Annotated in this window: 18 protein-coding genes; 5 read left to right on the forward strand and 13 right to left on the reverse strand. The window is 70.9% G+C overall.

What is annotated here, in order from left to right; translation table 11 throughout:
- Window positions 1–75: 75 nt before the first annotated feature.
- From WME97_RS38030 to WME97_RS38055, 6 genes are all read right to left on the reverse strand, one after another.
- Window positions 76–2,826: a hypothetical protein gene (locus tag WME97_RS38030; protein ID WP_437544999.1), complete on the reverse strand. Its 2,751-nt coding sequence runs from the start codon at window positions 2,824–2,826 to the stop codon at window positions 76–78.
- 112 nt (window positions 2,827–2,938) lie between these two features.
- A complete protein-coding gene (locus WME97_RS38035; protein WP_437545000.1) occupies window positions 2,939–3,676 on the reverse strand; it encodes a phytanoyl-CoA dioxygenase family protein in 738 nt (245 codons plus the stop codon).
- A 35-nt stretch (window positions 3,677–3,711) separates the two neighbouring features.
- Window positions 3,712–4,011 (reverse strand): hypothetical protein, encoded by a 300-nt coding sequence (locus WME97_RS38040; protein WP_437545001.1) that lies wholly within the window; start codon window positions 4,009–4,011, stop codon window positions 3,712–3,714.
- Window positions 4,012–4,260: 249 nt separating this feature from the next.
- Window positions 4,261–4,905 (reverse strand): DUF2267 domain-containing protein, encoded by a 645-nt coding sequence (locus WME97_RS38045; protein WP_437545002.1) that lies wholly within the window; start codon window positions 4,903–4,905, stop codon window positions 4,261–4,263.
- Between the two features lie 355 nt (window positions 4,906–5,260).
- A complete protein-coding gene (locus WME97_RS38050; RefSeq protein ID WP_437545003.1) occupies window positions 5,261–6,394 on the reverse strand; it encodes a PAS domain-containing protein in 1,134 nt (377 codons plus the stop codon).
- A 186-nt stretch (window positions 6,395–6,580) separates the two neighbouring features.
- Window positions 6,581–7,492: a LysR substrate-binding domain-containing protein gene (locus tag WME97_RS38055; protein ID WP_437545004.1), complete on the reverse strand. Its 912-nt coding sequence runs from the start codon at window positions 7,490–7,492 to the stop codon at window positions 6,581–6,583.
- 99 nt (window positions 7,493–7,591) lie between these two features.
- On the opposite strand from WME97_RS38055, the gene WME97_RS38060 reads away from it, so the two are divergent.
- Window positions 7,592–8,485, forward strand: coding sequence for an SDR family oxidoreductase (locus tag WME97_RS38060; RefSeq protein ID WP_437545005.1), 894 nt, complete (start codon window positions 7,592–7,594; stop codon window positions 8,483–8,485).
- Here the strand turns inward: WME97_RS38060 and WME97_RS38065 are convergent, their stop codons facing one another.
- From WME97_RS38065 to WME97_RS38075, 3 genes are all read right to left on the reverse strand, one after another.
- The gene (locus WME97_RS38065) at window positions 8,486–9,307 is read right to left on the reverse strand and encodes a SagB/ThcOx family dehydrogenase (protein ID WP_437545006.1); all 822 of its coding nucleotides are present in this window, start codon (window positions 9,305–9,307) and stop codon (window positions 8,486–8,488) included.
- A gap of 133 nt (window positions 9,308–9,440) precedes the next feature.
- Window positions 9,441–10,826 (reverse strand): YcaO-like family protein, encoded by a 1,386-nt coding sequence (locus WME97_RS38070; protein WP_437555569.1) that lies wholly within the window; start codon window positions 10,824–10,826, stop codon window positions 9,441–9,443.
- Between the two features lie 2 nt (window positions 10,827–10,828).
- Window positions 10,829–11,815 (reverse strand): TOMM precursor leader peptide-binding protein, encoded by a 987-nt coding sequence (locus tag WME97_RS38075; protein WP_437545007.1) that lies wholly within the window; start codon window positions 11,813–11,815, stop codon window positions 10,829–10,831.
- A gap of 528 nt (window positions 11,816–12,343) precedes the next feature.
- Between WME97_RS38075 and WME97_RS38080 the strand changes: the two genes are divergently transcribed.
- Window positions 12,344–12,529, forward strand: coding sequence for a hypothetical protein (locus WME97_RS38080; RefSeq protein ID WP_437545008.1), 186 nt, complete (start codon window positions 12,344–12,346; stop codon window positions 12,527–12,529).
- A gap of 60 nt (window positions 12,530–12,589) precedes the next feature.
- Window positions 12,590–14,116 (forward strand): hypothetical protein, encoded by a 1,527-nt coding sequence (locus tag WME97_RS38085; protein WP_437545009.1) that lies wholly within the window; start codon window positions 12,590–12,592, stop codon window positions 14,114–14,116.
- A 434-nt stretch (window positions 14,117–14,550) separates the two neighbouring features.
- Here the strand turns inward: WME97_RS38085 and WME97_RS38090 are convergent, their stop codons facing one another.
- Entirely contained in the window at window positions 14,551–15,471 is a 921-nt protein-coding gene (locus WME97_RS38090) for a transposase (RefSeq protein ID WP_437545010.1), read from the reverse strand.
- Between the two features lie 288 nt (window positions 15,472–15,759).
- Between WME97_RS38090 and WME97_RS38095 the strand changes: the two genes are divergently transcribed.
- Both WME97_RS38095 and WME97_RS38100 read left to right on the forward strand, forming a co-directional pair.
- Complete coding sequence (locus tag WME97_RS38095) at window positions 15,760–17,097, forward strand: DNA polymerase beta superfamily protein (RefSeq protein ID WP_437545011.1); 1,338 nt, start codon at window positions 15,760–15,762, stop codon at window positions 17,095–17,097.
- Window positions 17,094–17,873 carry a nucleotidyltransferase domain-containing protein gene (locus WME97_RS38100; RefSeq protein WP_437545012.1) on the forward strand — a complete coding sequence of 260 codons (780 nt, stop codon included), beginning with the start codon at window positions 17,094–17,096 and terminating at the stop codon, window positions 17,871–17,873. Before WME97_RS38095 ends, WME97_RS38100 begins: the two co-directional genes overlap by 4 nt.
- Before the next feature lie 36 nt (window positions 17,874–17,909).
- Here the strand turns inward: WME97_RS38100 and WME97_RS38105 are convergent, their stop codons facing one another.
- The 3 genes from WME97_RS38105 to WME97_RS38115 all read right to left on the reverse strand — a co-directional run bounded on the left by WME97_RS38105 (window position 17,910) and on the right by WME97_RS38115 (window position 21,935).
- A complete protein-coding gene (locus WME97_RS38105; RefSeq protein WP_437545013.1) occupies window positions 17,910–19,682 on the reverse strand; it encodes a serine/threonine protein kinase in 1,773 nt (590 codons plus the stop codon).
- Window positions 19,683–19,754: 72 nt separating this feature from the next.
- A complete protein-coding gene (locus WME97_RS38110) occupies window positions 19,755–20,351 on the reverse strand; it encodes a TIGR00725 family protein (protein WP_437545014.1) in 597 nt (198 codons plus the stop codon).
- A 255-nt stretch (window positions 20,352–20,606) separates the two neighbouring features.
- The gene (locus WME97_RS38115) at window positions 20,607–21,935 is read right to left on the reverse strand and encodes a GDSL-type esterase/lipase family protein (RefSeq protein WP_437545015.1); all 1,329 of its coding nucleotides are present in this window, start codon (window positions 21,933–21,935) and stop codon (window positions 20,607–20,609) included.
- Window positions 21,936–22,047 lie beyond the last annotated feature (112 nt).

The raw sequence follows: 22,047 nt of genomic DNA on the forward strand, positions 1-22,047 counted from the left end.
ACTTCGGGCGAGGCGCGAAAAAGAGGCGCGGCGGCGCGCTGATTACGCGCTGATTACGCGCTGATTACGCGCTGATCACGCGCTGATCCGCGGGGACTCCTCGCCGAGCGCGGCCTCGCCGGCGTCGCCCCGCCTCGGCCGCTGCGCCCCCTGGATCACGAGATCCTGGCGCCGTGCGAGCGCGTACACGACGCGGATGAGCGCCGTCTTGAAGGCCTTCTCCGGCGGCGGGTTCAGGTGCACGACCCTGCGCTCGCCCGGCGGCGCGACATGGCTCGCGCCCCGGCGCTCGCCCCGCTGCGCGACGGGGCTCGCGCCGCCGGGCTGGTCCTCCTTCGGCTCCTCGAGCTCCAGCGCGATGGGGATGGCGCCCCGGGGCTCGAGCGCCGACCGGATGTCGTCGAAGCGGAGCTCGCCGCCCGCCTGCCCCGCCTCGTCGGGCGGCGGCGCCTCGATGCGGACGAGGTCCTGCCCGCCCTCGCCGAGGAGCTCATCGTAAAGAGCCGTTACTCCCGGCACGAAGGCGCTGTGGACCATGAAATAGTTCTTGATGCGCTCGGTGCTGACGAGGCTGACCCGCACGGCCAGGCCGCACTTGTCGGGGGCAAGGAGGCTCCGGACGTGCTCGCCCTTCGCCACCGAGGAGAACTCCGCGAGCACGTGCAGCGCCCTGCCGTGCGCGAGCTCCCGGCTCGCCAGCGCCCGCGCGAAGCGGATGACCCGCATCGCCGTGCGGGCGTCGCGATCGAGCCCCTCGGGCTCGCTCAGGAACACCGCCGCGGAGAGCGGCGCGCCGCGCGCCACGCAGCGCACCGCGAGCGAGGCGAGGTCGTGCCCGTGCTGCGTGTACACCGTCGCGCTGCCCCCGCGCGGGAGCGAGAGCATCGCCCCGTCCGAGCCCGGCGGCGCGCCGCCCGGGCCGGGCGTCACGCCGAGCGAGGCGAGCCGATCGGGGAGCGGCATCCGCTCGTCCCCGCGCTCCCCGAGGACCAGCGTCACCTCGACGCCCGGCACGAACCGCGCGAGCGCGTGCAGCAGCGAGGGCAGCGCGGCGCTGTACCCGACGATCAGCACCCGCTCGATCTCGCCGAGGTGCAGCGAGAGCTTCGCCGCCCACGCGTGCGCGGCCGTCGCGCCGTCCGGCGCCGCGGCGCGCTCGATCCCCCGCCCCCTGTAGAGCTCTCGCCCGTAGTCCAGGAGCGGCGCATACGTCGCCGATACGCCGATGAGCCCCCTGAGGCGCTGCGCCGGCACCCGGCCCGCCCGCGCGCCGAGCGCCCACGCCGGCGACCCCTCGGGCGGATCGAGCAGCGGATTCAGCCACGGCACGAGCCCCTCGACCGACACGAGCTTGCCCTCCTCGCGCTTCGGCACCGCCGCCTCGTCCCCGAGGAACACCCCCGCGAGGATCACCTGCTTCTCCCAGGCGGCGCGCGCCATGTCCGAGAACGAGAGCTCGTGCGTCGGCGCCTTGCCGAGCTTGCCGACGGCTCCGGCCGCCTCCTCGCCCAGGAAGATGTGCGTGTAGAACTCGGAGCCGTCCGCGGTCATGAGGTCGGTGTAGAGGGACTCCACGCCCGGCGTGAGCAGGTGCTGGCAGAGGAAGAAGCCGAGGAACCGCTGCATGTCGAGCGGATGTGTCCCGGGCCCGCCCACCTCCTGGATGAGATCGCGGTTCTTGCTCTCCTGCACCTCGACGAACACGTGGCCGTGCGGGTTCTGCGTCCGGAACGAGGAGAGCGTCATCGCCGTCAGAGCGTCGGCGTCGGGCCCCGCGTCGGGCCGCGCGAGGATCAACGCCCGCTTCGCCTCGGCCGCGCCCACGAGCTCGAGCGCCTCCGGCTGCGCGCTGTCCCCCTGGCGGTAGCTCACCCAGCGCATCCCCGGCGCGTAGAGGTAGGCGGGCGGGTCGTCCTCGGTGCCGAGGAGCGCCATCCGCGGCAGGGCGTGGCGGGTCGGCGGGGGCCCGCGGCGGATGAGCCACAGCCAGAGCTCCGCGAGCCGGATGCTCCGGAGCGCGCGGTGGCGCTCGTACAGCCGTACGAACTCCTGCACCAGCATCTCGGCCTCGTGCACCGGGCCGATCACGAGCGCGTGCCCCGCGTAGCGGACCGGCCGCCGCCGCGCCGCGCGCACGACCTGGTCGACCACGTTGGCGCCGATGCCGATGATGAACGACGTGATGAAGACGCCCACCATGGTGAGGCCGAGCGAGACGACGGCCACGACGGGGTGAACCCGGAGGTTCTCGACGAGGTTGTCGGCGCTCTCGATCTGCCGGAAAGACCACCAGATCCGGTCGATGAAGTCGGTGTCCGGGGTCGGGCCGCGGCCATCGTAGTCGTGCGTGATCGCGAGGTGGCTGAGCAGCACGGAGGAGCCGAACGCGAGCCCCCAGACGGCGAGCGTGACGAGCCCGAACTGCTCGAGCAGCTCGCGCCGCGTCATGATCGCGTAGAGGTCGATCGCGATCTCGCGCGTGAAGCGCAGGAGCAGGAAGAGCCGCGAGAGCCGCAGCATGGGGAGGGCGTGGGCGGCGTGCGCGTCGAGGAGCCGCTCGAGCGGCAGGAAGCTGACCCAGGCGATGATGTCGAAGGCGAAGAGGAGCACGTCGAGGCGCGATCGCCCGTCCCCGCGCTGGTGGAGGAGGACGGCCCGGAAGAGGAGCTCGACGCCGAAGATCGCCAGGAAATACGGGCGGAGCTGCTCGTCGAGGCCCTGGATGGGCAGGACCGAGACGAGGATCAGGAGCGAGATCGCGGCCTTGACGGGGCGGGTCTCCAGCCCGCCGGCGAGGCGGTGGAGCAGGGGCAGGCGGGGCGCCATGGGCGGCAAGGATAGGCGACCTCGCGCGCGGCTGCTGTAAGCTCGCCGGGTGCCTGCTCGCCGATCGCGCGCCGGTCACGCGCGCGGAGGCCGCGGCGGCGCTCGCCGCACCTCAGATCGCCGGCGGCGTCCAGTGACGCACGGTCGGACGAGCGAAGGTGTAGAGGGCGTCGATCGTGCGACGTGGAGGAGCCCGAAGGTAAGTCGCGCGGTGAATCGACCACGCGTGGAAGATACACGCGTCTCCGGCGCGCAAGGCGACGCGCGCGGCGTTCGGCATGTCCGGCGTGGTCCGGTCGGCGCCCCTGCGGATCCGGAGCTCGTCCGGGGTGTCCCAGCGGGCGTGGGAGCCGGGGACGATCTCGAGCCGATCGTCGTCTTCCAGCGCCACCCTGAAGTGGACCGATGTCGTCGTCGCGACGATCGCGCGCTCGATTTCTGGATCGGATTGGCCGAACTGGCTGTCTCGGTGCCAGTCCCCGTCCCAGTCGCGCCTCGTCTGCTCGTGGTAGTAATGCGCGTCCTTCAGGCGCGGGGCGTCTTCCTCTCCTTCTCCCGCTCCCGCACGCGAGAGGCCGGCGAGCAGCTCGCAGACACGCCGGGAGCCGACGAACGCGGAGATGAGCTCCAGCGCGCGGGGATCGTCCTGAAAGCAGGTCGCGCCGTCCGTGAGGAGCGAGATCCTGGGGGTCGAGTGACCCGTCTCCCGGGAGAGCGCTCGTGTGCGGAGGAGCGCGGCGTCGCACGCGCGGCGGAGCTCGGCGCGCTCGGCGATGTCGAGGAAAGCGCGCATGATGAAGAAGCCTTGCGCGCGAAAGGCGTCGATTCGATCTCTCGTTGACGTGCTCATCTTGACCTCGCGACACGGGGGATCGCGGAGATCACTCAATGGATGGCCCGAGGCCCACGCATCGCCAGGGCGACGAGGGGGCTTTGAGGAAACGGCCGCGGGCGGTGGCGGCTCGAGACGACGAGACACGCGAGCCGGCCCGCGATCTCGAAGGTCGCGAGCGCGGCCGGCGCGCCGAAGTAATCGATCGGCACGAGATCGATGCTTCGCGCTACCTTCGGCGTGGAACGCTCGTCGAGGATCTGCGCGAGCGCCTTCTGGTAGCTCTCGCCGGTCCGGGCCATCCTGGCGCGGACGTCGGCGCGCAGCTTCTTGTGGTGGTGGCGGTTCCCCATCGGCCCTGTCCAGGTGATCTGCCGAGATCGGTTCTTGTCGGCCGGCACCGACGGAAGAGCGGCAGCATCACGAGCGAAGACCGCCGAAGGGCAGCGCCCTCTTCGCCCTCGCGGAGCCGTGCCGGCGGCGAGCGAGGAGCCGGGCTCGGAGCAGCCCGTGAGACGAAGTGTTCGCGGGAGCACGGCCGCTGTCAAGCAGGCGCCGGGGGCCCTCGCGCCGGGTGGGGCCGTCCACGCGGCGCGAGGGCCTCAGCGCTGCGTCTCGCTGACGGGGTGCTCGGGGCCGGGGCGCCCGTCAGCCAGCGTCTCTCGGAGGCGCTCCTGCGTCAGCCCCGGGCTGCTCGATAGCTTGGTATCGGCGTGGGGATCATCCGATCGGGCGACCGACTGCGCATGAGCCGTCTCGGGACGCGCCTCGCTCAAGGGGTGGCGGCTTCCAGGCCGGCCCGTTGCGAGCGTCGAGCCCTGGCCGGTCTCGGGCGGAGACGCGGCGTGCGCCGGCCGCGGCGGGGGCGCGCCGGCCGAGCGCGGCGCGAAGAGGTCCGCCCAGTCGGGCAAGTGCCGCTGGAGCCGCACGCGCTCGGCCTCGGGCAGCGCCTCGCCGATGACCTGGCACACGGCCTGGGCGTGCTCCATGCCAAAGCCGCGCGGCGCGCCCTCGCGGCGGGCGATGCGGTCGTAGAGCTCGTCGCGATCGAAGTCGCCCTGGTATGTGGCGCCACGCACCACGGCGGCGACCGGACCCGGCAGCCCACCGGCGACCGCGGCCGCCTCCTCCACGAGCAGCCGCTCGCCGAGCGTCCGTGCTGTCACCGCGATCGCACGCTCGGCCTCATCGCGGCCCTCGAAGCCGGCACGGCGCTGCACCTCCTCGACGAAGCGGTCGTATTCCATGAGGGGCCTCCTTCGGGAGACGATCCTTTGCGAGGCCCGTGCCAGGCGCGTGCCCGGGGGAGGAGGGTCCGGCCGGCGACCTCAACCTGGGTCCGGCCGGCAACCTCAACCTGGGTCCGGCCGGCGGCGACCTCAACCTGGGTCGGTCGTCCCACCCCAACCTGCGGCGACCTCAACCTGGGTCGGCTCGTCCCGCGCGACCTCAACCTGGGTCGGGTCGTCCACCTGGGTCGGTGACCTCGGCGACCTCAACCTGGGTCGGGTCGTCCGCCAACCTGGGTCGGCGACCTCGACCTTAACCTGGGTCGGCGCCCCCCCCAACCGGCGACCTCAACCCCAACCTGGATCGGCGACCTCAACCTGGGTCGGGGCGCCCGCTTCTGGTCGCCTCGCGCAGCGTGAGCCCGATGCAATGCTTCAGACCCGCCTGGAGGTCGGAAAGCGTCGTGATCTCGGCAAGATCGATCCCGAGCGAGACGATCGTCTGGGCGACGCTCGGCCGGATCCCGGTGACGATGCCCTCCGCGCCGAGGAGCCGGATCGCGCGGACGAGATCGACGAGGTAGCTCGCGGTCTTCGTGTCCACGGCCTCGACCCCGGTCAGGTCCAGCAGCGCATAGCGGGCCCCGGTGCGCACCACCGCCTGGAGCAGGCTGTCCATCACCTCCGCCGTCCTCGCGCTGTCGACCACGCCGATCATCGGGAGCGCCAGCACGCCCTTCCAGACCTGCAGGATGGGTGTCGAGAGCTGGCGGATGACCTGCTGCTGCCGCTCGATGATCGCCAGCCGCTCCCGGAGCTCCCTCTCCGCGCGCCGAGCCTCGGTGAGATCGAGAGTGATGCCAACCACCGAGTCCACCTCGCCCCCCTCCCCCCGGACCGGGACGAACCAGTTCTCGATGGGCTTTCCGTCCGCTTCCATGACGTTGTGCATCGGCTCCCCTCGGAGCGCCCTGCGCAACCCCCCGGTCTCGTGCTCCTTGTAGAGGTCGAAATTGTTCAGCCCCACGAGCTGTCCTGGCTTCATGCCGGCCGCCGCGAGCGCCTTGCCGTCGTAGTAGGTGAACACGCCGCTGGCATCGCAGGCCCAGACGACGACATCGAGGTTCTCGACGAGGGCACGGAGGATGTGCTGGTGCTCCGCCTGACGCCTGGACGCCTCGATCTCGGCCGTCACATCGCGGCCGATGCACGTCACGCCAACCGCCTCGCCCCGCGCATCGAGCACGCGGTGATGAACCCACACGACGGCCACGTCGCGCCCGTCCCTCCGGGTGTGACGCAGGCGCTGCTCCCCGCTGTCCTCGTCGAGCAGCCGCCGCCACAACCCCGCGCCCTCGGGGACAGGGAGCAGCTCGGCGATGGATCGACCCATCGCCTCCTGCCTCGAGAACCCGAGCTGTCGCGCGGCGCTCTCGTTCCACGCCGTGATCGCCAGATCCAGCCCGTATTCGACCGCCGCGAGCGGCGATCGCGCGAGAGTGTCCACGTGTGCGCTCATGTTCAGGTGCCCCGCCCGCGATGCGCCGGCGGCCTCGGCTGCGCAACCTAACCTCACGACCTGCCGGCAAATCAAGCCTTAAGGGGCGCCCGCGGGGAGGCGCGGATCCCATCTCGTCGCGGCGATGCCGTGGGTCCAACACGCGTGTAATGTTCGCGACAACCCGATGCCGCGCTAGCCCTCACCGGCGCGGCCCGCGCGCGCCTTGAGCTGCACCCGCAGCGCCTCGACCACGTGATCGCGCAGCGCGACGGTCTTCCTCGGCAAGTGCTGGCCGCTCGGGAACACGAGGAAGACGCCGCCCGTCGGCGCCGTCCAGCGCGGCAGCACGCGGACGAGCGCTCCGGCGAGCACGTCCTGCTGGACGAGGAAGGTCGGGAGCAGGCCGATCCCACCGCCGTTGCGCACCACCTCGCGCGCGAAGAACCCGTCGTTCACGAGCCACCTGACGCGGAGCCGCGCGCGGGCGCGCGACACCTCGTCTCGCCCGAACGGGCTCGTCTTGATGAGCGACACGCCATCGTGCCCCGCGAGATCCTCCAGCGTCCTCGGCGTCCCCCGCGCGGCCAGGTACGCGGGCGAGGCGTAGAATTGCAGGTGCAGCTCGCCCACCTTGCGCGCGACCAGCGTCGAGTCTCGCGGCTGCTTCGCGAGGAACCGGAACGCGGCGTCGTACCCCTCTTTCACCAGATCCACGGGCTGCGTCGACAGGTGCATCTCGACCGTGATGCGCGGGTAGCGGCGGCAGAAGGCGGCGAGGATCTCCGCCAGCACCTCGGTGGCGAAGTCCGCCGTCGCGGTGAGGCGCAGCGTGCCCGACGGCTCGTCCTCGAGCTCCGGGAGCCCCTCGATCGCCTCCGTCAGCGCCTTGAGCCGCGAGCCGAGGCGGTCCACCAGCGCGTGCCCGGCCGTCGTCAGCGCCACGCTGCGCGTCGTCCGCTGCAAGAGCCGCACGCCGAGCGACGCCTCCAGCGACGCGACGCCCCGGCTGACCGTCGACTTGGGCACCCCCAGCCGGCGCGCCGCCTCCGTGAAGCTCGCCGTCTCGGCGACCGCCGCGAAGACGGAGAGGTGGTTCAAATCCATTGTTCCCATTCCGGCACACAGTAGCCAGTTTCTGCGTGTTGCACCAGATTCGAGACAGAGGCAAACATCCGCTCCACCTCGTCACAAGGAGCTCTCACCATGTCTCAGCCTCTCCTCGTCACCGGCGCGAACGGCCAGCTCGGGCGGCGCGTCGTCGATCTCTTGCTCGCGCAGGGCGCCGGGCCGCTCATCGTCACGACCCGGCACCCGGAGAAGCTCGGCGAGCTCCGCGCCCGCGGCGTCGAGGTGCGGCGCGCAGACTTCGATGCTCCCGCGTCGCTCGCGGAGGCGTTCGCCGGCGCGGCGCGCCTCTTGCTCATCAGCACCGACGCGCTGGACCGCCCGGGCCGGCGCATCGCGCAGCACCGGAGCGCGCTCGAGGCCGCGATGAAGGCGGGCGTACGGCACGTTGTCTACACGTCGCTGACCCACCCCGGGCCGGGCTCGCCGATCACGATCGCGCCCGACCACCAGATCACCGAGGACGCCCTCGCGGAGAGCGGGCTCGGCGCGACCGTCCTGCGCAACAACCTCTATACGGACTTCCTCGTGCCCTCGCTGCGGCGCGCGCTGGCGACGGGCCAGCTGGTCGCAGCGGCCGGCGACGGCAAGGCCGGGTATGTCACGCGCGAGGACTGCGCCCGCGCTGCGGCCGCGGCGCTGGCGGCCGATTTCGACGGCAAGCGCGTGCTCGATATCACCGGGCCGGCGGCCGTGTCCCAGCGCGAGCTCGCGCAGATCGCCTCGTCCGTCACAGGCAAGTCGATCGAGTACGTCCCCGTGCCGCGTGATGCGCTGGAGCAAGGCATGCAGAAGGCCGGGATGCCCGCGGCGATCGCCGGGTTGCTCGCCTCCTTCGACGAGGCGATCGCCCGCGGAACGCTCGATGTGGCGACGAGGGCGGTGGAGGAGCTGACCGGCAAGCCCGCGGAGGACGTGCGGAGCTACCTTGCGCGCCACCGGGCAGCGCTGCTCACGCCGGTCGAGGCCTGATCAGGCGGGCACACCGATGGCGAGCGTGTAGACGACAGACTCGTTCACCCCATCCATGCCGAGGAGATCGTCGATGCCGCGGTCATAGTAGCCGCCCAGCGGAACGCCGCCGAGCTGAAGCGACTGGGAGGCCAGCAGCACGTTCTGCGCAAGATGCCCGGCCTCGATCAGCGCGAACCGGTACCCTCGGAGGCCGTATTTGAACCGGTTTCGCCTGAACATCGCCGCGATCAGCAGGACAACGCTCGCGCCCATCACGATCCCGGGAGCGACCATGGAGCCCCCGATCTCCTCCCGGCAGTCGCCAGCCCGCACCTGTTCCAGGGCGTGCTCGAAGGGGTCGTAGTGGTACACGCCACAGGCAATACCGTCGACCCCGAGGACGGCGCAGTAGACATCCAGGGGGTAAAGCGCGCCTCCTGAAGGGACGGTCCGCATCGTCATCGGGCTCGCGGGGACCGTGTGGGTGATGCCGTACCCGGCGTACACGAGGCTCGAGAGCGCCTGCAGGTCGATGCGCGCGCCGCTGAACTGGCGGATCGATCTGCGCTCCCGCAGGAGCGCCGTCAGGCCCACATCGGGCAGCGCCGGTCCTGGCAGTCGAATCGCCTCGCCGAGCACGTACCGCTTGGTCGACCTCGCCGTCGAGCGCTGGAGCTGCGCGCTCGTCTCCAGGAGCGCCCTACCAGCGGCCTCCTCGCCGAGGATGCCCGGATGGAGCTTGGAAGCCTCATGGTATGTCTCCGCCGGATCATCGAGCTCCACATGGTCTCCATAGACCAGCTCCGCGACATTGACCGTGGCCGCATCGGCTTGACTCAATTTCATCATGTCCCCCAGTTGCCCCGGTCAGCGCGCCACGGCGCCGTGCCGCCGTCCAGCGCGATCCGTCTCTTCAGCTCGTTCAACGACGGACGCCTCGGATGACGCCCGCTCGTCTTTCTCTCGCATGCGCTCACGGGAACGGGTGCGGATGGACGTTGATGTCTGCAAACGAGAGCGGCCGGTCGCGGAGCCCCGCCTCGTACGCCGCATGATAGAGCCGCTTGCCGCCGAGGAACCGCGCGGTGTGCGGCGCGTCGAGCCGGCAGAGCTCCGGGCAGATCACGCGCACCACCCACAGCCCGGCGTCGCGCACATCCGGCGAGGTGATGTCGACGAGGTACGCGCCGACGCCTCGCCGCGCGAGCGCTCGCACGGCCGAAGCGGTCTGCCCGAGCACGTCCGTACCCTCCAGGGGGGGCACGTCGCCGAGGTGGCGCCGCTCTCTGCTTCGATCGAGGAACGCGGAAGACGCGGAGTTCTCTCGCAGCGCATGGTAGAGCGCATGGTCGTCGAACGTGCGGACTTGATGCGCCTCCAGCGCGCGCCGTCCCCTGGGCAGAGCGCTCAAAAGCTGCTTCGCCAGCACCCGGGTCTGGAAGGCCTCGCGCAGCGCCTTCCGCGCAGCCTCCTGACCGGTCGCCGCGCTGGCAGCGCCGACGGTCAGCGCGGGCTGCCCGGCCAGGGTGCATCGCGTCACGCCGATGGCGGTCGGCACGCGGAAGAAGACGCTCGCGTCGAGCGCGGCATAGTGAATGCCCGCTGGGGCCGAAACCACGCGCTGGTCATGACGAAGCGAGTCGTCTCCCTGCCAATCCAGGAGCGGCAGCTCCAATCGGTTGTTCCATGCGAGCATGAACGCGTCTCGCTCGATGACCTCCATCAGCGCGCTGAACGCAGCCTCTTCCAGCGTACCGCCCAGCGCGGTCCCGCTGCTCGTCGCGTAGGCGATCTGCGGCTCGCCGCGCGCGAGGTGTGAGCCCATGAACGTCAGCTGCGCCGGCAGCCACGCGGGCATCCCATCCTGGATGGACCAGCCACGCACCCACCGGACCCGGGTGCCGGAGGTGAAGGGCACATAGGGGAAGTCGCTCGACGCGTACTGCGATGGATGAAACAGGGCGAAGCTCTCCGGCTCCGGCGCTGCTCCGTCCAGCTCCTCATACGAAGAGAGCACAAGATCCCCTGCAGGCACGTAAAACGACGAATATCGCTCGACGGCTTCGGCGACCGCCGCCACCCAGGCCGCCTCTCGATCGGGATGCACGGCGTTGGACATGACCTCGCTCGGCGCGCCGACCAGATCCGACATGTCGCCCGTGCGGGCGCCAACGTTGAAGAAGCGGCAGTCATCCGGAGCGCGGAGCAGCTCCACGGTGTCGCGCACGACGCCCGTATAGGGAGACACGAGGGTGCGCAGCCTGCGGGCGACCTCGGCGAGCGGCGTGCGTTGCGCACGCCTCGGCGTGACGTGACCACGCGCCAGCTCGTCGCCTGGGGAGCGAAGCGGAGCAAACATGTTCACGGCTCGGCTCCTGCCTGCAGGGCGTACCAGGGGCTGGGGGCGCTCGCGGCGACGGCGGCGCTGCACGCCGAGCACCGGGGTACGCGGTACGCCATGTGCGTGTCGCTGCGGACGGTTTGACCGGGGCTGACCGCGTAAAAGCGCCCTGGCAAGAGCGGGTCCCGCGAGACGATCCAGCGGGCCACGAGCAATGCGGCGAGGCCGCTCACGATCGCGAGCATGGCGCAGGGCAGCGGGGAGCTGGGCGTGCTGCGCTCCAGGGCCCAGTACTGTCCGCGATACGCGACGTTCGAAGCGAGGCGCAGCCGGTAGCACTCGTAGCAGCAGGTTGCGTGCGGAAGGTAGAGCGGGCCTACCGCGGAGAACCGGCTGTCATACGCGAGCACTTGCATCCAGGGGAACCGCCGGCGCAGCGCTTCCGCGTTCCAGCGCGCCACCCAATCGAGCTCGCCTCGATCCGGAGCGACCACGACGAGGTCCGCCGAGGCCAGGTCGCCCGCGTCGGCATCGAACGACCTCCGCTGCACGCCCGTGACCCCGGAGAGGCTCACCTGGCGCGCGATCTCGTCGGCGAGAACGCCGGCACCGACGACCGCCACGCTGGCGTCGCTCAACCTTTGCTGCGTGAGGGATTCCGGCTCGTCATCGCGGTATGCCGCGTGGAAGCGGGCCGATTCCCGGACGGGCCGCGGCGCCGAGGCCCCGACGGGAGAACCGCTCGTGAGCACCCCTTTCTCGGCCAGCAACCGCAAGGCGTTCGCGGTGGCGGGCTCGATGGATTTTCCCATGTACTCGATCACTTGCTCGACCGTACGCGTTCCATCGAGGATCGGGAGCAGCACCGGCAGCAGCTCGCTCGCGGCTTTGCCTTGAAAGCAGAGCGCCCTCTCTCCGTGCTGGAAGATCACCGCATCATCCGTGATCGCGACCCGATACCAGGTCTTGACACAGGGGAACTCGGGGACGTCGTCTAGCTTGTTCATACTCGCTCGTCAGCTTCTTCGCGCTGCGGAGCTGGCGACGAGGCATCACCACGCCGCCAGCGCTGGCACGCAGGAAGATGACCGGGGCAGAGCCCGTCAGGAATCAATGGATCGCCGAAGGAGGCTCCTCATCTGACGAGGAGCCCCAGATTTCAGCCGCCCATCGCTCGACACGCCTTCTTCAACGACGGCTCGGCCGACAGCCTCGACATCGAGGACGCCTGCGCCGAGCTGGCTCTCCGCGAGGCCCTCTCCCGACGCGAGGTCCTGGAATCGTTCGATCAGCTGTCGGTCATGTTCGATTCCTGTCTGCCATCGGTTACATCTGGGCACCATCGCAAGCGATGTGCCAGCCGCGAGGGTGTGCCCAGTCTCGCCTCGAGACCCATGAACCGCAGAGAAGAGCGGGCACTCTCGCTCGGCCACCGCAGGGCCGGCCGAGCGAGCTGGAAGACAAGCACGCGCAACCTCCTGCGCGATCGAGCAATTCCCCACCGGCGCGCTGCGCGCCCGGTGGGAGACGCGCTTGTGTCAGCCAGGATCGCCAACCTGCGCGGCGGCGCGAGCCAGACGGGCGAGCACCTCGCGCTCCTGCACCTCGCCCACGGAGACCGGCAGCGAGAGCGCCTCCTCGACCTCGGCGTGCCCGCCGCTGTAAAGCGGGCGAACGGCACCTGGGAGCGCACGGTGCAATCTGCTTCGCAGATTTCCTGAAATCGGACGCGAAACTCCCTTACGCTGGCCTCCCGGGATCTGCCTGGAGGAGGAATGTTCATGCGTCGATGGTCCGTTCTGCTGTGCGCTTCAGCTGTCATTGCGTGTGGTTCGGGGGACGACTCGCCGGGGAACGATGCGTCGGGCGGCGGCGACATCAGCTCCGGGGGAGGCGGAAGCGCGGGAGACGGGGGAAGCGGCGGGGACGGCGGGCTCTCTCACCCGTTTCGCTATGGCGCCAACCTCGGCCACCGCAACGTGGACTGGGGCGACGACAAGGAGGCCACGCTCGCGGCGCGAGCGGGCGTCCGCAGCCTCCGCATCAAGCTGCCAGCGGCCCACCTCGCGAGGTGGGGATACGAGATCGAGGTCGGGGACATTCAATCGTACGCGTCCCTGGGCATGGCGGACCATATCGGATTTCTCATCGGCTCCGAGTCGGTCGATCTGACGGTGGCGCCGGCCGACGCGGAGGACTGGCAGAACGAGTACTATATCCCGAAGAGCCTTTACGAGCCGATCTTCTCGGCCGATGGAACGGTGAATCCGGGCAATGCGTGGGCCTCTTACGTGTATCGGACCGTCGACGCCTACAAGCCCTGGGTCAAGCTGTGGCACGTGTGGAACGAGCCCGATTGGGTGGCCGACTGGCGCGTCACCGAGACGTGGAGGACCGAACCGCCGAAGGCCGCCGATCTCCCCCGGTTCAATGGATCGATATTTGACTATATACGGATGCTGCGCGTCACGAAGGAGGCCGCGCGCAAGGCGGATCCGAACGCGCGGATCGCGACGGGGGGGATCGGATACCCCTCGTTCCTCTCGGCGATCCTGCGCTACACCGACAACCCCGACGGGGGGGCGGTCACGCCAGATTACCCGGAGAAGGGCGGCGCCTACATCGACGTGCTCGATTTTCACTATTACCCGATCTTCAGCCCGAAGAGCTCGGATGCGTCCGTCGACGATTTCCTCGCGTCGAAGGACGCTTTCGCCGCGACGCTCGCCGACGCCGGGGCGGAGGTGCAGGGGTGGAATGTCTCGGAGAACGGCGCGCCGCTCGCGCGGACGCCGGCGTACCCGGAGGTGGGGAGCCCGGAGTACGCGCGGAACTACCTCATCAAGATGATGACGATGGCGCAGGCGCGCGGCATCAGCGGCGTCGACTGGTTCATTCTATCGAACGGCGAGGACGGGAGCGACGACGTGTTCGCGCACATGGGGCTCTACAACGACGTCGGCGCCCTCGCCAGCGTGGATGAGGCGACGAAGACCGACCTCGGCAAGGCGTATACCACGCTCAACGAGGTCCTCTTCGGCACGTCCTACGATGACGGCGCGACCAGGGAGCTCGCGCTGCCGGGGGGCGCTCGAGGCGCCGTGTTCACGAAGGACGGCAAGCGCCGGCTCGCGCTCTGGGCCGTGACGGCGAGCAGCACGGAGGACGCGTCCGCGAGCGTCGAGCTCGCGACGGCAACGGGGTTCGAGGTCCACGCGTGGGACGGGGCGAAGACCTCCGCCGACGCCAGCGGTGGCAAGGTGACGCTCGCCCTCTCGGGCAGCCCGGTGCTGCTGCTCGAGCGGTGACGGCCGCGGGACCCAGGTTGTGGCGACGGCGACCCGACCCAGGTTGAGCCCGACCACGGGGGCCCTGCAAATCCGACCCAGGTTGCGCGCCTGCCCGCCGGCCCCTGGTTGAGCTGTGGCAACGCAGCAATTCAGCCCAGCTGAACTCTACTCATGTCACGATCGGACCCCGGACAGGCGAACTTAAAGCCAAGCTGGGCTAATTGTTCGTTTTCCCGGACGAACCTCCCCGTTCGATCACGCAGAGCCGATCGCAACCCCTCCGTCCCCACTCCTACGCATTCGGAACGGCATCGTCCCTGCACATCCCATTGCGTACAGTGCCGCACGACGATCTGCGGCCTACACCGCCGGCCCAGACGGAAGGCCCCACGACAAGGCACGGATGCCCTCGCCCGTCCCGCCCGCCTTCCTGCAGCGCCGCCGCTGTGGCTCTACATCGTGAGCACGCCGTCAGCCGCGCTGGCCCCGTGAAACGTGCACATCCACCACGTCCCCGCGGGGAATACGGCGTCGCGTACGCCAGCACGCCATCGCTCGAGTGCCGCACGGTACAACGTTCGAAACGCACGCACAGCGGCACCAGCGATTCGCCACGCGTCTCCCTGCTCGCGACCAACCGCAAACGTCGGATTGCCGTCGCGCAGCGGCTCGAAGCTCGTCACGCGCTCGTAAGGGGACACCTTGCTGACTCTCTCGGCGCCCAAGAAGTGACGTCCTTGCCGCTGCACCTCCGCGCGGGCCCGGGCTTCCTGTCGCTCGAGCTCGGCAGAGACGTCCTGGCGAAAGCCCTCCGCGCTGTCCTCCTCGATGGCCGGCGGCAGCGCGAGCGAGACCGTCACCTCCTCGGGCCACTGCGGGTTTTCCGGGTCGAGATACACCGAAGGCCGTGCCGCGCGCAGCACGCCGCGACCGAGGTCGTCCACATCCACCTTGGCGCCCGGCCACTCGCGAGCATGCTGCACCAGGCCAGCGGCGACAGGATTCGCCATGACATATGCAATTTTCTCCACCACCGCCGCGCGTGTCAGCAGCCGCACCACGCTCGTGGCCTCGTGGTCCCACACCGGGCCTTCCCACCCGCGAAGTACCTTCGTGCCAAGCGCGACGATGCGATGGAAGAACTGCAAGAACCGCGGCAAGACGCCCCTCGAATCGGTCACGACCAGGTGCAGATGCGTTGACATGGCGCAGAGCGCATGGACCTTGATGCCGTAACGGCGGGTTGACACCGCGAGCACGTAGACCAGGAGCTGGGTGATTGCCGCATCCGGGCGGAAGAGCAGGTGCCGGCGCAGGACGCGACGGGTGATGAGGTAGGTGGCTCCGGCAGCGATCTCGCGGGGCTGGCTCATGACAGGCGCAACAAGACAAGTGCCGTGCCAGGGATTTTCGTCAATCATTTCGCCGATTCGCCAAGCTTCGTGGGTGGCGGCCGCCTGGCGGTCCGCCACCTTAGCTGGAGCCATTGCTTACGCTAGCCCGACCTGGGTTGCGGTTAGTAGTCCGACCCGAATCGGGACGCCAAGCTCGAACTGCCAGCCTGGCCCACTGCCAACCTGGGTCGGCCCCGGTGGGCCCGCCGGTCGGTCGCCCCCAACCTGGGTCGAGTCGTCATGGCGTCGTCATGGTAGCGTCCGCTCATGGAGCTCCGCCTGCGCGGCCTCACCCACCTCGATCCGCTCGCCGTCCCTCTGCCCCACGGCACCGAGGTGACAACCCGGGTCGACCGCGTCCTCGGGGAGCGCCGCGTCCCGCAGGGCGCCATCGGGCGCGTCGTCGGCTCGGCGGGCGCCGAGCTCGACGTGATGCTCGTCGGCGTGGGCGTCGTCCGCTACCACCGCGACGAGCTCGTCCCGCGCAAGACCGGCCAGGTGCGGCACGCGGAGCGGCGCAGCGCCGCCTGGGACGCGCTCCTGCCCGCCGTCGTCCTCGAGGCCGTCGTGGGGTCGCGCGCGTGGGGGCTCGCGAACGAGGGGTCCGACACCGACCGGCGCGGCGTCTTCGCCCTCCCCTTCCCCTGGACCACGGGCCTCGCCGAGCCCCCGCGGGACCTCGTGAGCGCCGACGGCAGCGCCTCGTACTGGGAGGTCGAGAAGGCCATCCGGCAGGCCCTGCGCGCCGACCCGAACACCCTCGAGCTGCTCTTCGTCCGCACCGCCGAGGCGCGCGACGAGATCGGCGCCTGGATCCTCGAGGCGCGCGACGCGTTCGTCTCCTCGGCCATCTACGGCAGCTTCGGCCGCTACGCGCTCTCCCAGCTCAAGCGGCTCTCGCAGGCGCACCGCCTCGCCGAGCACCGGGAACGGGTGCTCGACTGGCTCGCGAACGACCCCGCGATGTCGCTCGACGACGTCGCCCGGAAGCTCGCCGCCGTCAGCCCGCGCGCCGCGCCGACCCAGGTTGACCGGGAGCTCCAGGCGAAGGAGTACATCAAGCAGCTCTACCGCTCGCTCCACGACCAGGGCTTGCTGCCCGCGCGCGACTTCGCCTCGCTCGCGGCCTTCGCCCGGGCCGACAGGACGTCGCTCGACCTCTCCCGCGACCTCCGCCCCAAGAACGCCTACAACCTGGTACGCCTCATCGCGACCGCCATCCGCTGGCTGCGCGACGGCGAGGTCGACCTGGTCGTGCAGGGCGATCTCCGCGAGACGCTCCTCGCCATCAAGGCCGGCGCCTGGCCGCTCGATCGCACGATCGCGCTCGCCGAGTCGATGACGCCCGAGCTGGAGGCCGCGCGGCTCGCAACCAGGTTGCCGCCGCACCCCGACGTTCCCCGCGCCGACGTGCTCCTCCGGCGGGTCCGCAAGGAGATCGCCCGCCGGCACCTCGCGGCGGAGCCCGGCCCCCTCGGCAAGGACGCTCCCCCCGCGCCGGTCGCAACCTGGGACGACGGAGACGCGGCCCCCACGCCCGGCAACGACCCCGCGCCCGGCAACGACCCCGCGCCCGGCAACGAGGAGAGAAAGGACGACGGATGAACCCCCAGGTGCTCGAAGCAAAGCAGCAGGAGGTCGCGGCGCGCGTCATCGCCGAGGAGGAGGCCAAGCGTTCGCACCTCGTCATCGCCCTGAGCGGCGCGCACGCGTACGGCTTCCCCTCGCCGGACAGCGACCTCGACCTCAAGGCGGTTCACGTCGAGCCGACCGAGAAGCTGCTCGGCCTCCACCGCGGCAACGCGAGCCCCGAGCGGATGCAGGTCATCGACGGCGTCGAGATCGACTACACCTCGAACGAGCTCCACCCCGTCCTCATCGGCGTCCTCCAGGGCAACGGCAACTACATCGAGCGGATCCTCGGCCCCCTCCAGCTCCACGTCGATCCCGACCTCGCCTCGCTCCGCCCGATCGTCGCCGCCGCGCTCTCGCGCCGGATCTTCCGCCACTACGTCGGCTTCGCCACGAGCCAGCTCCGCGCCTGGGAGGCGGGAGGCCGCTCGTCGGCGAAGAAGCTCCTCTATGTCCTCAGGACCACGTTGACCGGCGCCCACGCCCTCCGGACGGGCGAGATCGTCACCGACGTCACCGCGCTCCTCGACCTCTACGGCTTCAGCGCCGCGCGCGAGCTGGTCGAGGCCAAGCGCGCCGGAGAGCAGGCGCCGCTCGCTCCCGACATCGCCGAGCGCTGGGCCGAGCAGATCGCCCGCGCCTTCACGACCCTCGAGGCGGCCCGCGATCACGCCGTGCTGCCGGAGGAGCCGCCCAACCAGGGAGAGCTCAACGACTGGCTGCTCGCGCTGCGCAAGGCGCGGCTCTGAGGCGCGGCGAGGGCTCGCGGGCACGCCAGCCCGGTCTCACCGCGGCAGCGAGCAGCCGTCCCCGCACGCGTTGCGGCCGTCGCCGCACTTCACCGCGCGCCCCTGCCCCACGCAGGTCACCTGGCATCCTCCCCCGGCGTTGGAGCACGCCACCGCGCACGAGCCCATGCACATCACCTGGCACCCTCCGACCCGATTGCACCTCACGACGCTCCCGTCGCCCACGACGTGCGCGCACTTGTTCACGTCCTCGCAGGTGATCGAGCACCCTGCACCGCAGGTGACCTGGCACGTCTCCGCGTTGCGGCAGTCGGTGGAGCAGCCGTCAGCGCACGTCGTGTTGCACCCCTTGCTCCTCGCGCAGGAAGACTGGCAGTCACCGGCGCAGTGGCTCGCGCAGCTCTCTCGATCGGAGCAGCTCGGCCTGCAGCCGGGCGCGTCGCCGCACGTCAGCAGGCAGCTCACCGGCACGTTTCCCGGACTGCCGCCCGGGCAAGTGCAAGGCACGCCCGGCGGGCAGCCGGCGGGGTCGACAGCGAGCGCCGCAGCGCTCCGGGCCCGCGCGGCATCCGGCAGGGACACCGGCGCGCCGCTGTCGCCAGCGTCGCCGGCGCCCTGGTCGCGGGAGGGCCAGAGCAGCAGCACCAAGCCGACTCCCACGCAGAAGAGGAGCGCCCCCACCCCGCCGACGACGGCGATCTGCGTCGCTCCCGGCGCGCGCGGCCCTCGCCCCCGGGACGCGGCCACCGCCGCCCCCGGATAAGGCTGGCCCGGAGGAGCCCCCGTCGAGGCGGCCACCGCCGCCGGCATCACCCCCCCCGGCGGGCTCGCGCTCGGGAACTGCGCCCCCACCGGCGGCCCGTCGGGGATGGCCCGGCCGTACGCGCGCGTGCGCTCGTCCCTCGTGGCCAGCTCCCCCGTCGCGAAGGGCGGCTCCTCGCCCCGTCGCAGCGCGCGCACGTCGGCGAGCATCGTTTGCGCGTCCGGGTAGCGCCGCTCGACCTGGAAGGCGAGCGCGCGGTCCACGACGCGCGCGACCCGCGGATCCACGCCCGGCGCCACCGTCGACAGCGGAGGAGCCGGCGTCGTGCTCCTCCTCACGAGGAGCTCTCCCTCGGTGAGCCCATCGTCGTCGTGGACTCGACGGTTCGCGAGGATGGTGAACATCGTCGCGCCCACCGCGTAGAGGTCGGCCCGCCCGTCCACGTTCCTCCCCAGGATCTGCTCGGGCGCCATGTAGCTCGTCGTGCCCAGCACCGCGCCCGTCCGCGTCTTCAGCCCCGAGCCGCCCTGCTTCATGCGCGCGATCCCGAAATCGAGCACCTTGAGCCGCCCATCGCGGGTCACGAAGAGGTTGTCGGGCTTGATGTCCCGATGGACGATCCCGGCGTCGTGCGCCGCCTTGATGACCTCGAGGAGCGTGTCCATGTGGGCGAGGAGCTCGATCGAATCGATCGTACCGAGCCGCAACACGCGCTCGCGGAGGCTCTCCCCGTCGAGCAGCTCCATGACAAGGAACGGCTCTCCTCGCTCGGTCACGTCGATGTCGTGGACCTGCACCGCGGCCGGGTGCCCGAGCCGCGCGGCGGCGAGCGCCTCCTGCTCGAAGCGGGCGCGGAGCTCCCGGGACACGGCGCCCTCCGGGTGCAGGATCTTGATGGCCACGCGGTGCCCCACGTGATGGGTGGCCGCGTAGACGGCCGCCATCCCCCCCGCCCCGATCAGCGCGTCAATCCGCCATTTTCCGTGGAGGATCGTCCCGACGCGGGCTCTCAGCCGCTGGATCTCGTCCTCTTCCGCTTCCGACATCGGCGCGGAGGCTAGCACGGGCTGCCGCGCGGCCGGCTCGCGCGGAGGCCGCGCCGCGCGCGCGGCGCCCTGTCACGCCCCCCGGCCGCGGCCGCGGCCCGCCGTCTCCCACGCCGTCGCCACCGCCTCTTCCGCGCTCGCGACCGACACGATCCGATCCGAGCGCCGGTCGTCCACGCGCCCCCCGGCGAGCTGCCTCGCCCAGCCCCCGCTCGCCGCGAGCGCTATCAGCGGCTTGCCGAGCTGCCAGGCGACGGCGATCTCGCTCAGCGTGCCCGCGCCGCCGCCGACGACGACCACCACGTCGGCCATGGCGACGACCACGATGTTGCGCCCGATCTGCATGCCGGTCGGGACGACGATGTCCACGTACGGGTTGGCCGTGGACGCCTCGTACCCTGGCAGGATCCCCAGGATATCGCCGTCGCGCCACGTCGTCGCCTCGCGCCCGCCGCGCGACACGGCGGCCATGACGCCCCCCAGCCCCCCGGTGACCAGCCGGAACCCCGCCTCCACGGCGCGCCGCCCGAGCTCGACGCACACAACCTCGGTCGCCGCGTCCACCGCGAGGCCGTTGCCTATCACCGCCATCACGGGGCGGCGCGGCACGTAGGGAGCGATGTCCCGCTTCGTGTCCTCCTCTTCTCGCTCGTCCCGATCGTCGTCCATCACGGCTCCGCTCCGGCGCCCGCTATTTCTTCAGCCGGCCGAGGAGCTGATCGCCCAGCTTGGGTTGGTCGATCTTCCCGAACCAGATGCTCCACCCTGGAGGGCGCGGGCCGGCCGAGCCCACCCGAGGGCAGTGCTCCCCGGGCCGCCGTTCGTGCGCCAGATCGAGCTAGCCCCCGCGGCCGCGTGGAGTCAAGGCTCGCGCCGGCGCCGCGAGGGCGCGTGGTCGCGTGGTCGCGTGGTCGCGTGGTCGCGCTACCGCTGGGCCGGGTAGAGGCCGTCCACGGCGTCGGCCCAGAGCTTGTTCATGGCCACCCGTCCGGCGGGATCCGGGTGCACCTTGTCGGTGAACCGGTCGGGGTGGTCCTTGAACCACGTATACAGGTCCGGCCCAGGAGGGAGGCCGTTCTCCTCCGTCAGCGCGTCGATCGCCTCGTTGAACACCGGGACCGCGTCGTGGTTGCCGTCCGGCGAGAACGGGATGTGCGCGAGCACCGGGACGCGGCCCGCTGCCTCGATCTTGTCGATGATCTGCTGCAGGTTCGCCTTGAAGGTGCTCGGGTCGGTCTGACCCCAGGAGTCGTTGGTGCCGTAACCGATGGCGAAGTAGTGGAAGTCGGGGTTCAGCTCCAGGACATCATCGATGCGATCGAGCGCGCTGGGCTTGTCGCCGCTCTTCGTGAGCTCGCTCCCGATGCCGCCGTTGATCATCGCCGGATAGTGGGCCGGGTGCGCCGCGTGCACGTTCTCGGCGAAGCTCGGCTGCGTGGCCGGGGTGTCGCGGTCGTAGGCGTACGCCGTGATGCTGTCGCCGAGGAAGAACCACGTGTCCTCCGCGCCCTTCGAGATGTCGTGCACGTCGATCTCGTCGAGCTGCACGCCGGTGTCGTCGGTCGTCGCGGGGGCCGCGGTCACGACGAGCCGGACCCAGCTCTTGCCGCCGAAATCGAAGCTGTGGGCGCGCGTGCGGACCGGGTTGTCGGTCACCTCCGCGACCTTCGTCCAGGTGCCGTCCGAGCCGTTCGTGGAGTCGCTCGACGTTTCCACGCGGTAGGCGCCCGGCGCCCCGTATTGCACGTCCGTGTAGTTGTAGTTGTACGAGGCCGTCCAGCTCAGGAGCAGCCGCTCGTATCCGGTGCCGACCTGGATGGCGACCCAGGCGGGCGCGGCCGAGGTGGGCTTGCCCGCGATCCAGGTCCCTGCCGACCTGTACTTGCCGTCGTTGATCACCGACGCCGTCCCCCCCGAGGCGAAGGCCGGCTTGCCGCGAGAGATGATGGGGTTGGGCACGATCCCCTGCGCGTCCGCACCGCCGGTGCCGCCACCGCCACCGCCACCGCCGGTGCCGTTGCCGCTGCCGCCCGCGCCGCCGGTGCCGGTGCTGCCGGCGTCGCCGCCGGTACCGGTGGTGCCGCCGCCCGCGCCGCCGGAGCCCTGCGAGGCGCTCGAGGTGCTCGCGGACGCGCCGCCGCCGGTGCCGCCGGAGTCAGGGGGATCGCCGTCGTCCGAGCAGGCGGACAGGAGAGCGAGCGTGCCGAGCGCGAGGACGAGCGAGCCCGATCGAAGAAGTGAGCCAAAAGCCATGTCGGTTGACCTCCAGGGGGAGGCACTCTGGGACATCGGGGCCACGATGTGAACCGGTAAAGTTGAGTGCGCAGCGGGGCGTGGGCGAGGCTGGGTCAGGACGCTGCGCGAG

It is taken from the genome of Sorangium sp. So ce367 (genome assembly GCF_051520455.1).
Lineage (GTDB): Bacteria > Myxococcota_A > Polyangia > Polyangiales > Polyangiaceae > Sorangium > Sorangium cellulosum_B.

Coding starts and splice junctions, on each gene's coding strand:
- WME97_RS38045 (WP_437545002.1), bottom strand. CDS start 4,905: ATGGAATACGACCGCTTCGTCGAGGAGGTGCAGCGCCGTGCCGGCTTC.
- WME97_RS38115 (WP_437545015.1), bottom strand. CDS start 21,935: ATGGCTTTTGGCTCACTTCTTCGATCGGGCTCGCTCGTCCTCGCGCTC.
- WME97_RS38040 (WP_437545001.1), bottom strand. CDS start 4,011: ATGGGGAACCGCCACCACCACAAGAAGCTGCGCGCCGACGTCCGCGCC.
- WME97_RS38100 (WP_437545012.1), top strand. CDS start 17,094: ATGAACCCCCAGGTGCTCGAAGCAAAGCAGCAGGAGGTCGCGGCGCGC.
- WME97_RS38075 (WP_437545007.1), bottom strand. CDS start 11,815: ATGAACAAGCTAGACGACGTCCCCGAGTTCCCCTGTGTCAAGACCTGG.
- WME97_RS38105 (WP_437545013.1), bottom strand. CDS start 19,682: ATGTCGGAAGCGGAAGAGGACGAGATCCAGCGGCTGAGAGCCCGCGTC.
- WME97_RS38055 (WP_437545004.1), bottom strand. CDS start 7,492: ATGGATTTGAACCACCTCTCCGTCTTCGCGGCGGTCGCCGAGACGGCG.
- WME97_RS38070 (WP_437555569.1), bottom strand. CDS start 10,826: ATGTTTGCTCCGCTTCGCTCCCCAGGCGACGAGCTGGCGCGTGGTCAC.
- WME97_RS38035 (WP_437545000.1), bottom strand. CDS start 3,676: ATGAGCACGTCAACGAGAGATCGAATCGACGCCTTTCGCGCGCAAGGC.
- WME97_RS38060 (WP_437545005.1), top strand. CDS start 7,592: ATGTCTCAGCCTCTCCTCGTCACCGGCGCGAACGGCCAGCTCGGGCGG.
- WME97_RS38030 (WP_437544999.1), bottom strand. CDS start 2,826: ATGGCGCCCCGCCTGCCCCTGCTCCACCGCCTCGCCGGCGGGCTGGAG.
- WME97_RS38085 (WP_437545009.1), top strand. CDS start 12,590: ATGCGTCGATGGTCCGTTCTGCTGTGCGCTTCAGCTGTCATTGCGTGT.
- WME97_RS38110 (WP_437545014.1), bottom strand. CDS start 20,351: ATGGACGACGATCGGGACGAGCGAGAAGAGGAGGACACGAAGCGGGAC.
- WME97_RS38090 (WP_437545010.1), bottom strand. CDS start 15,471: ATGAGCCAGCCCCGCGAGATCGCTGCCGGAGCCACCTACCTCATCACC.
- WME97_RS38095 (WP_437545011.1), top strand. CDS start 15,760: ATGGAGCTCCGCCTGCGCGGCCTCACCCACCTCGATCCGCTCGCCGTC.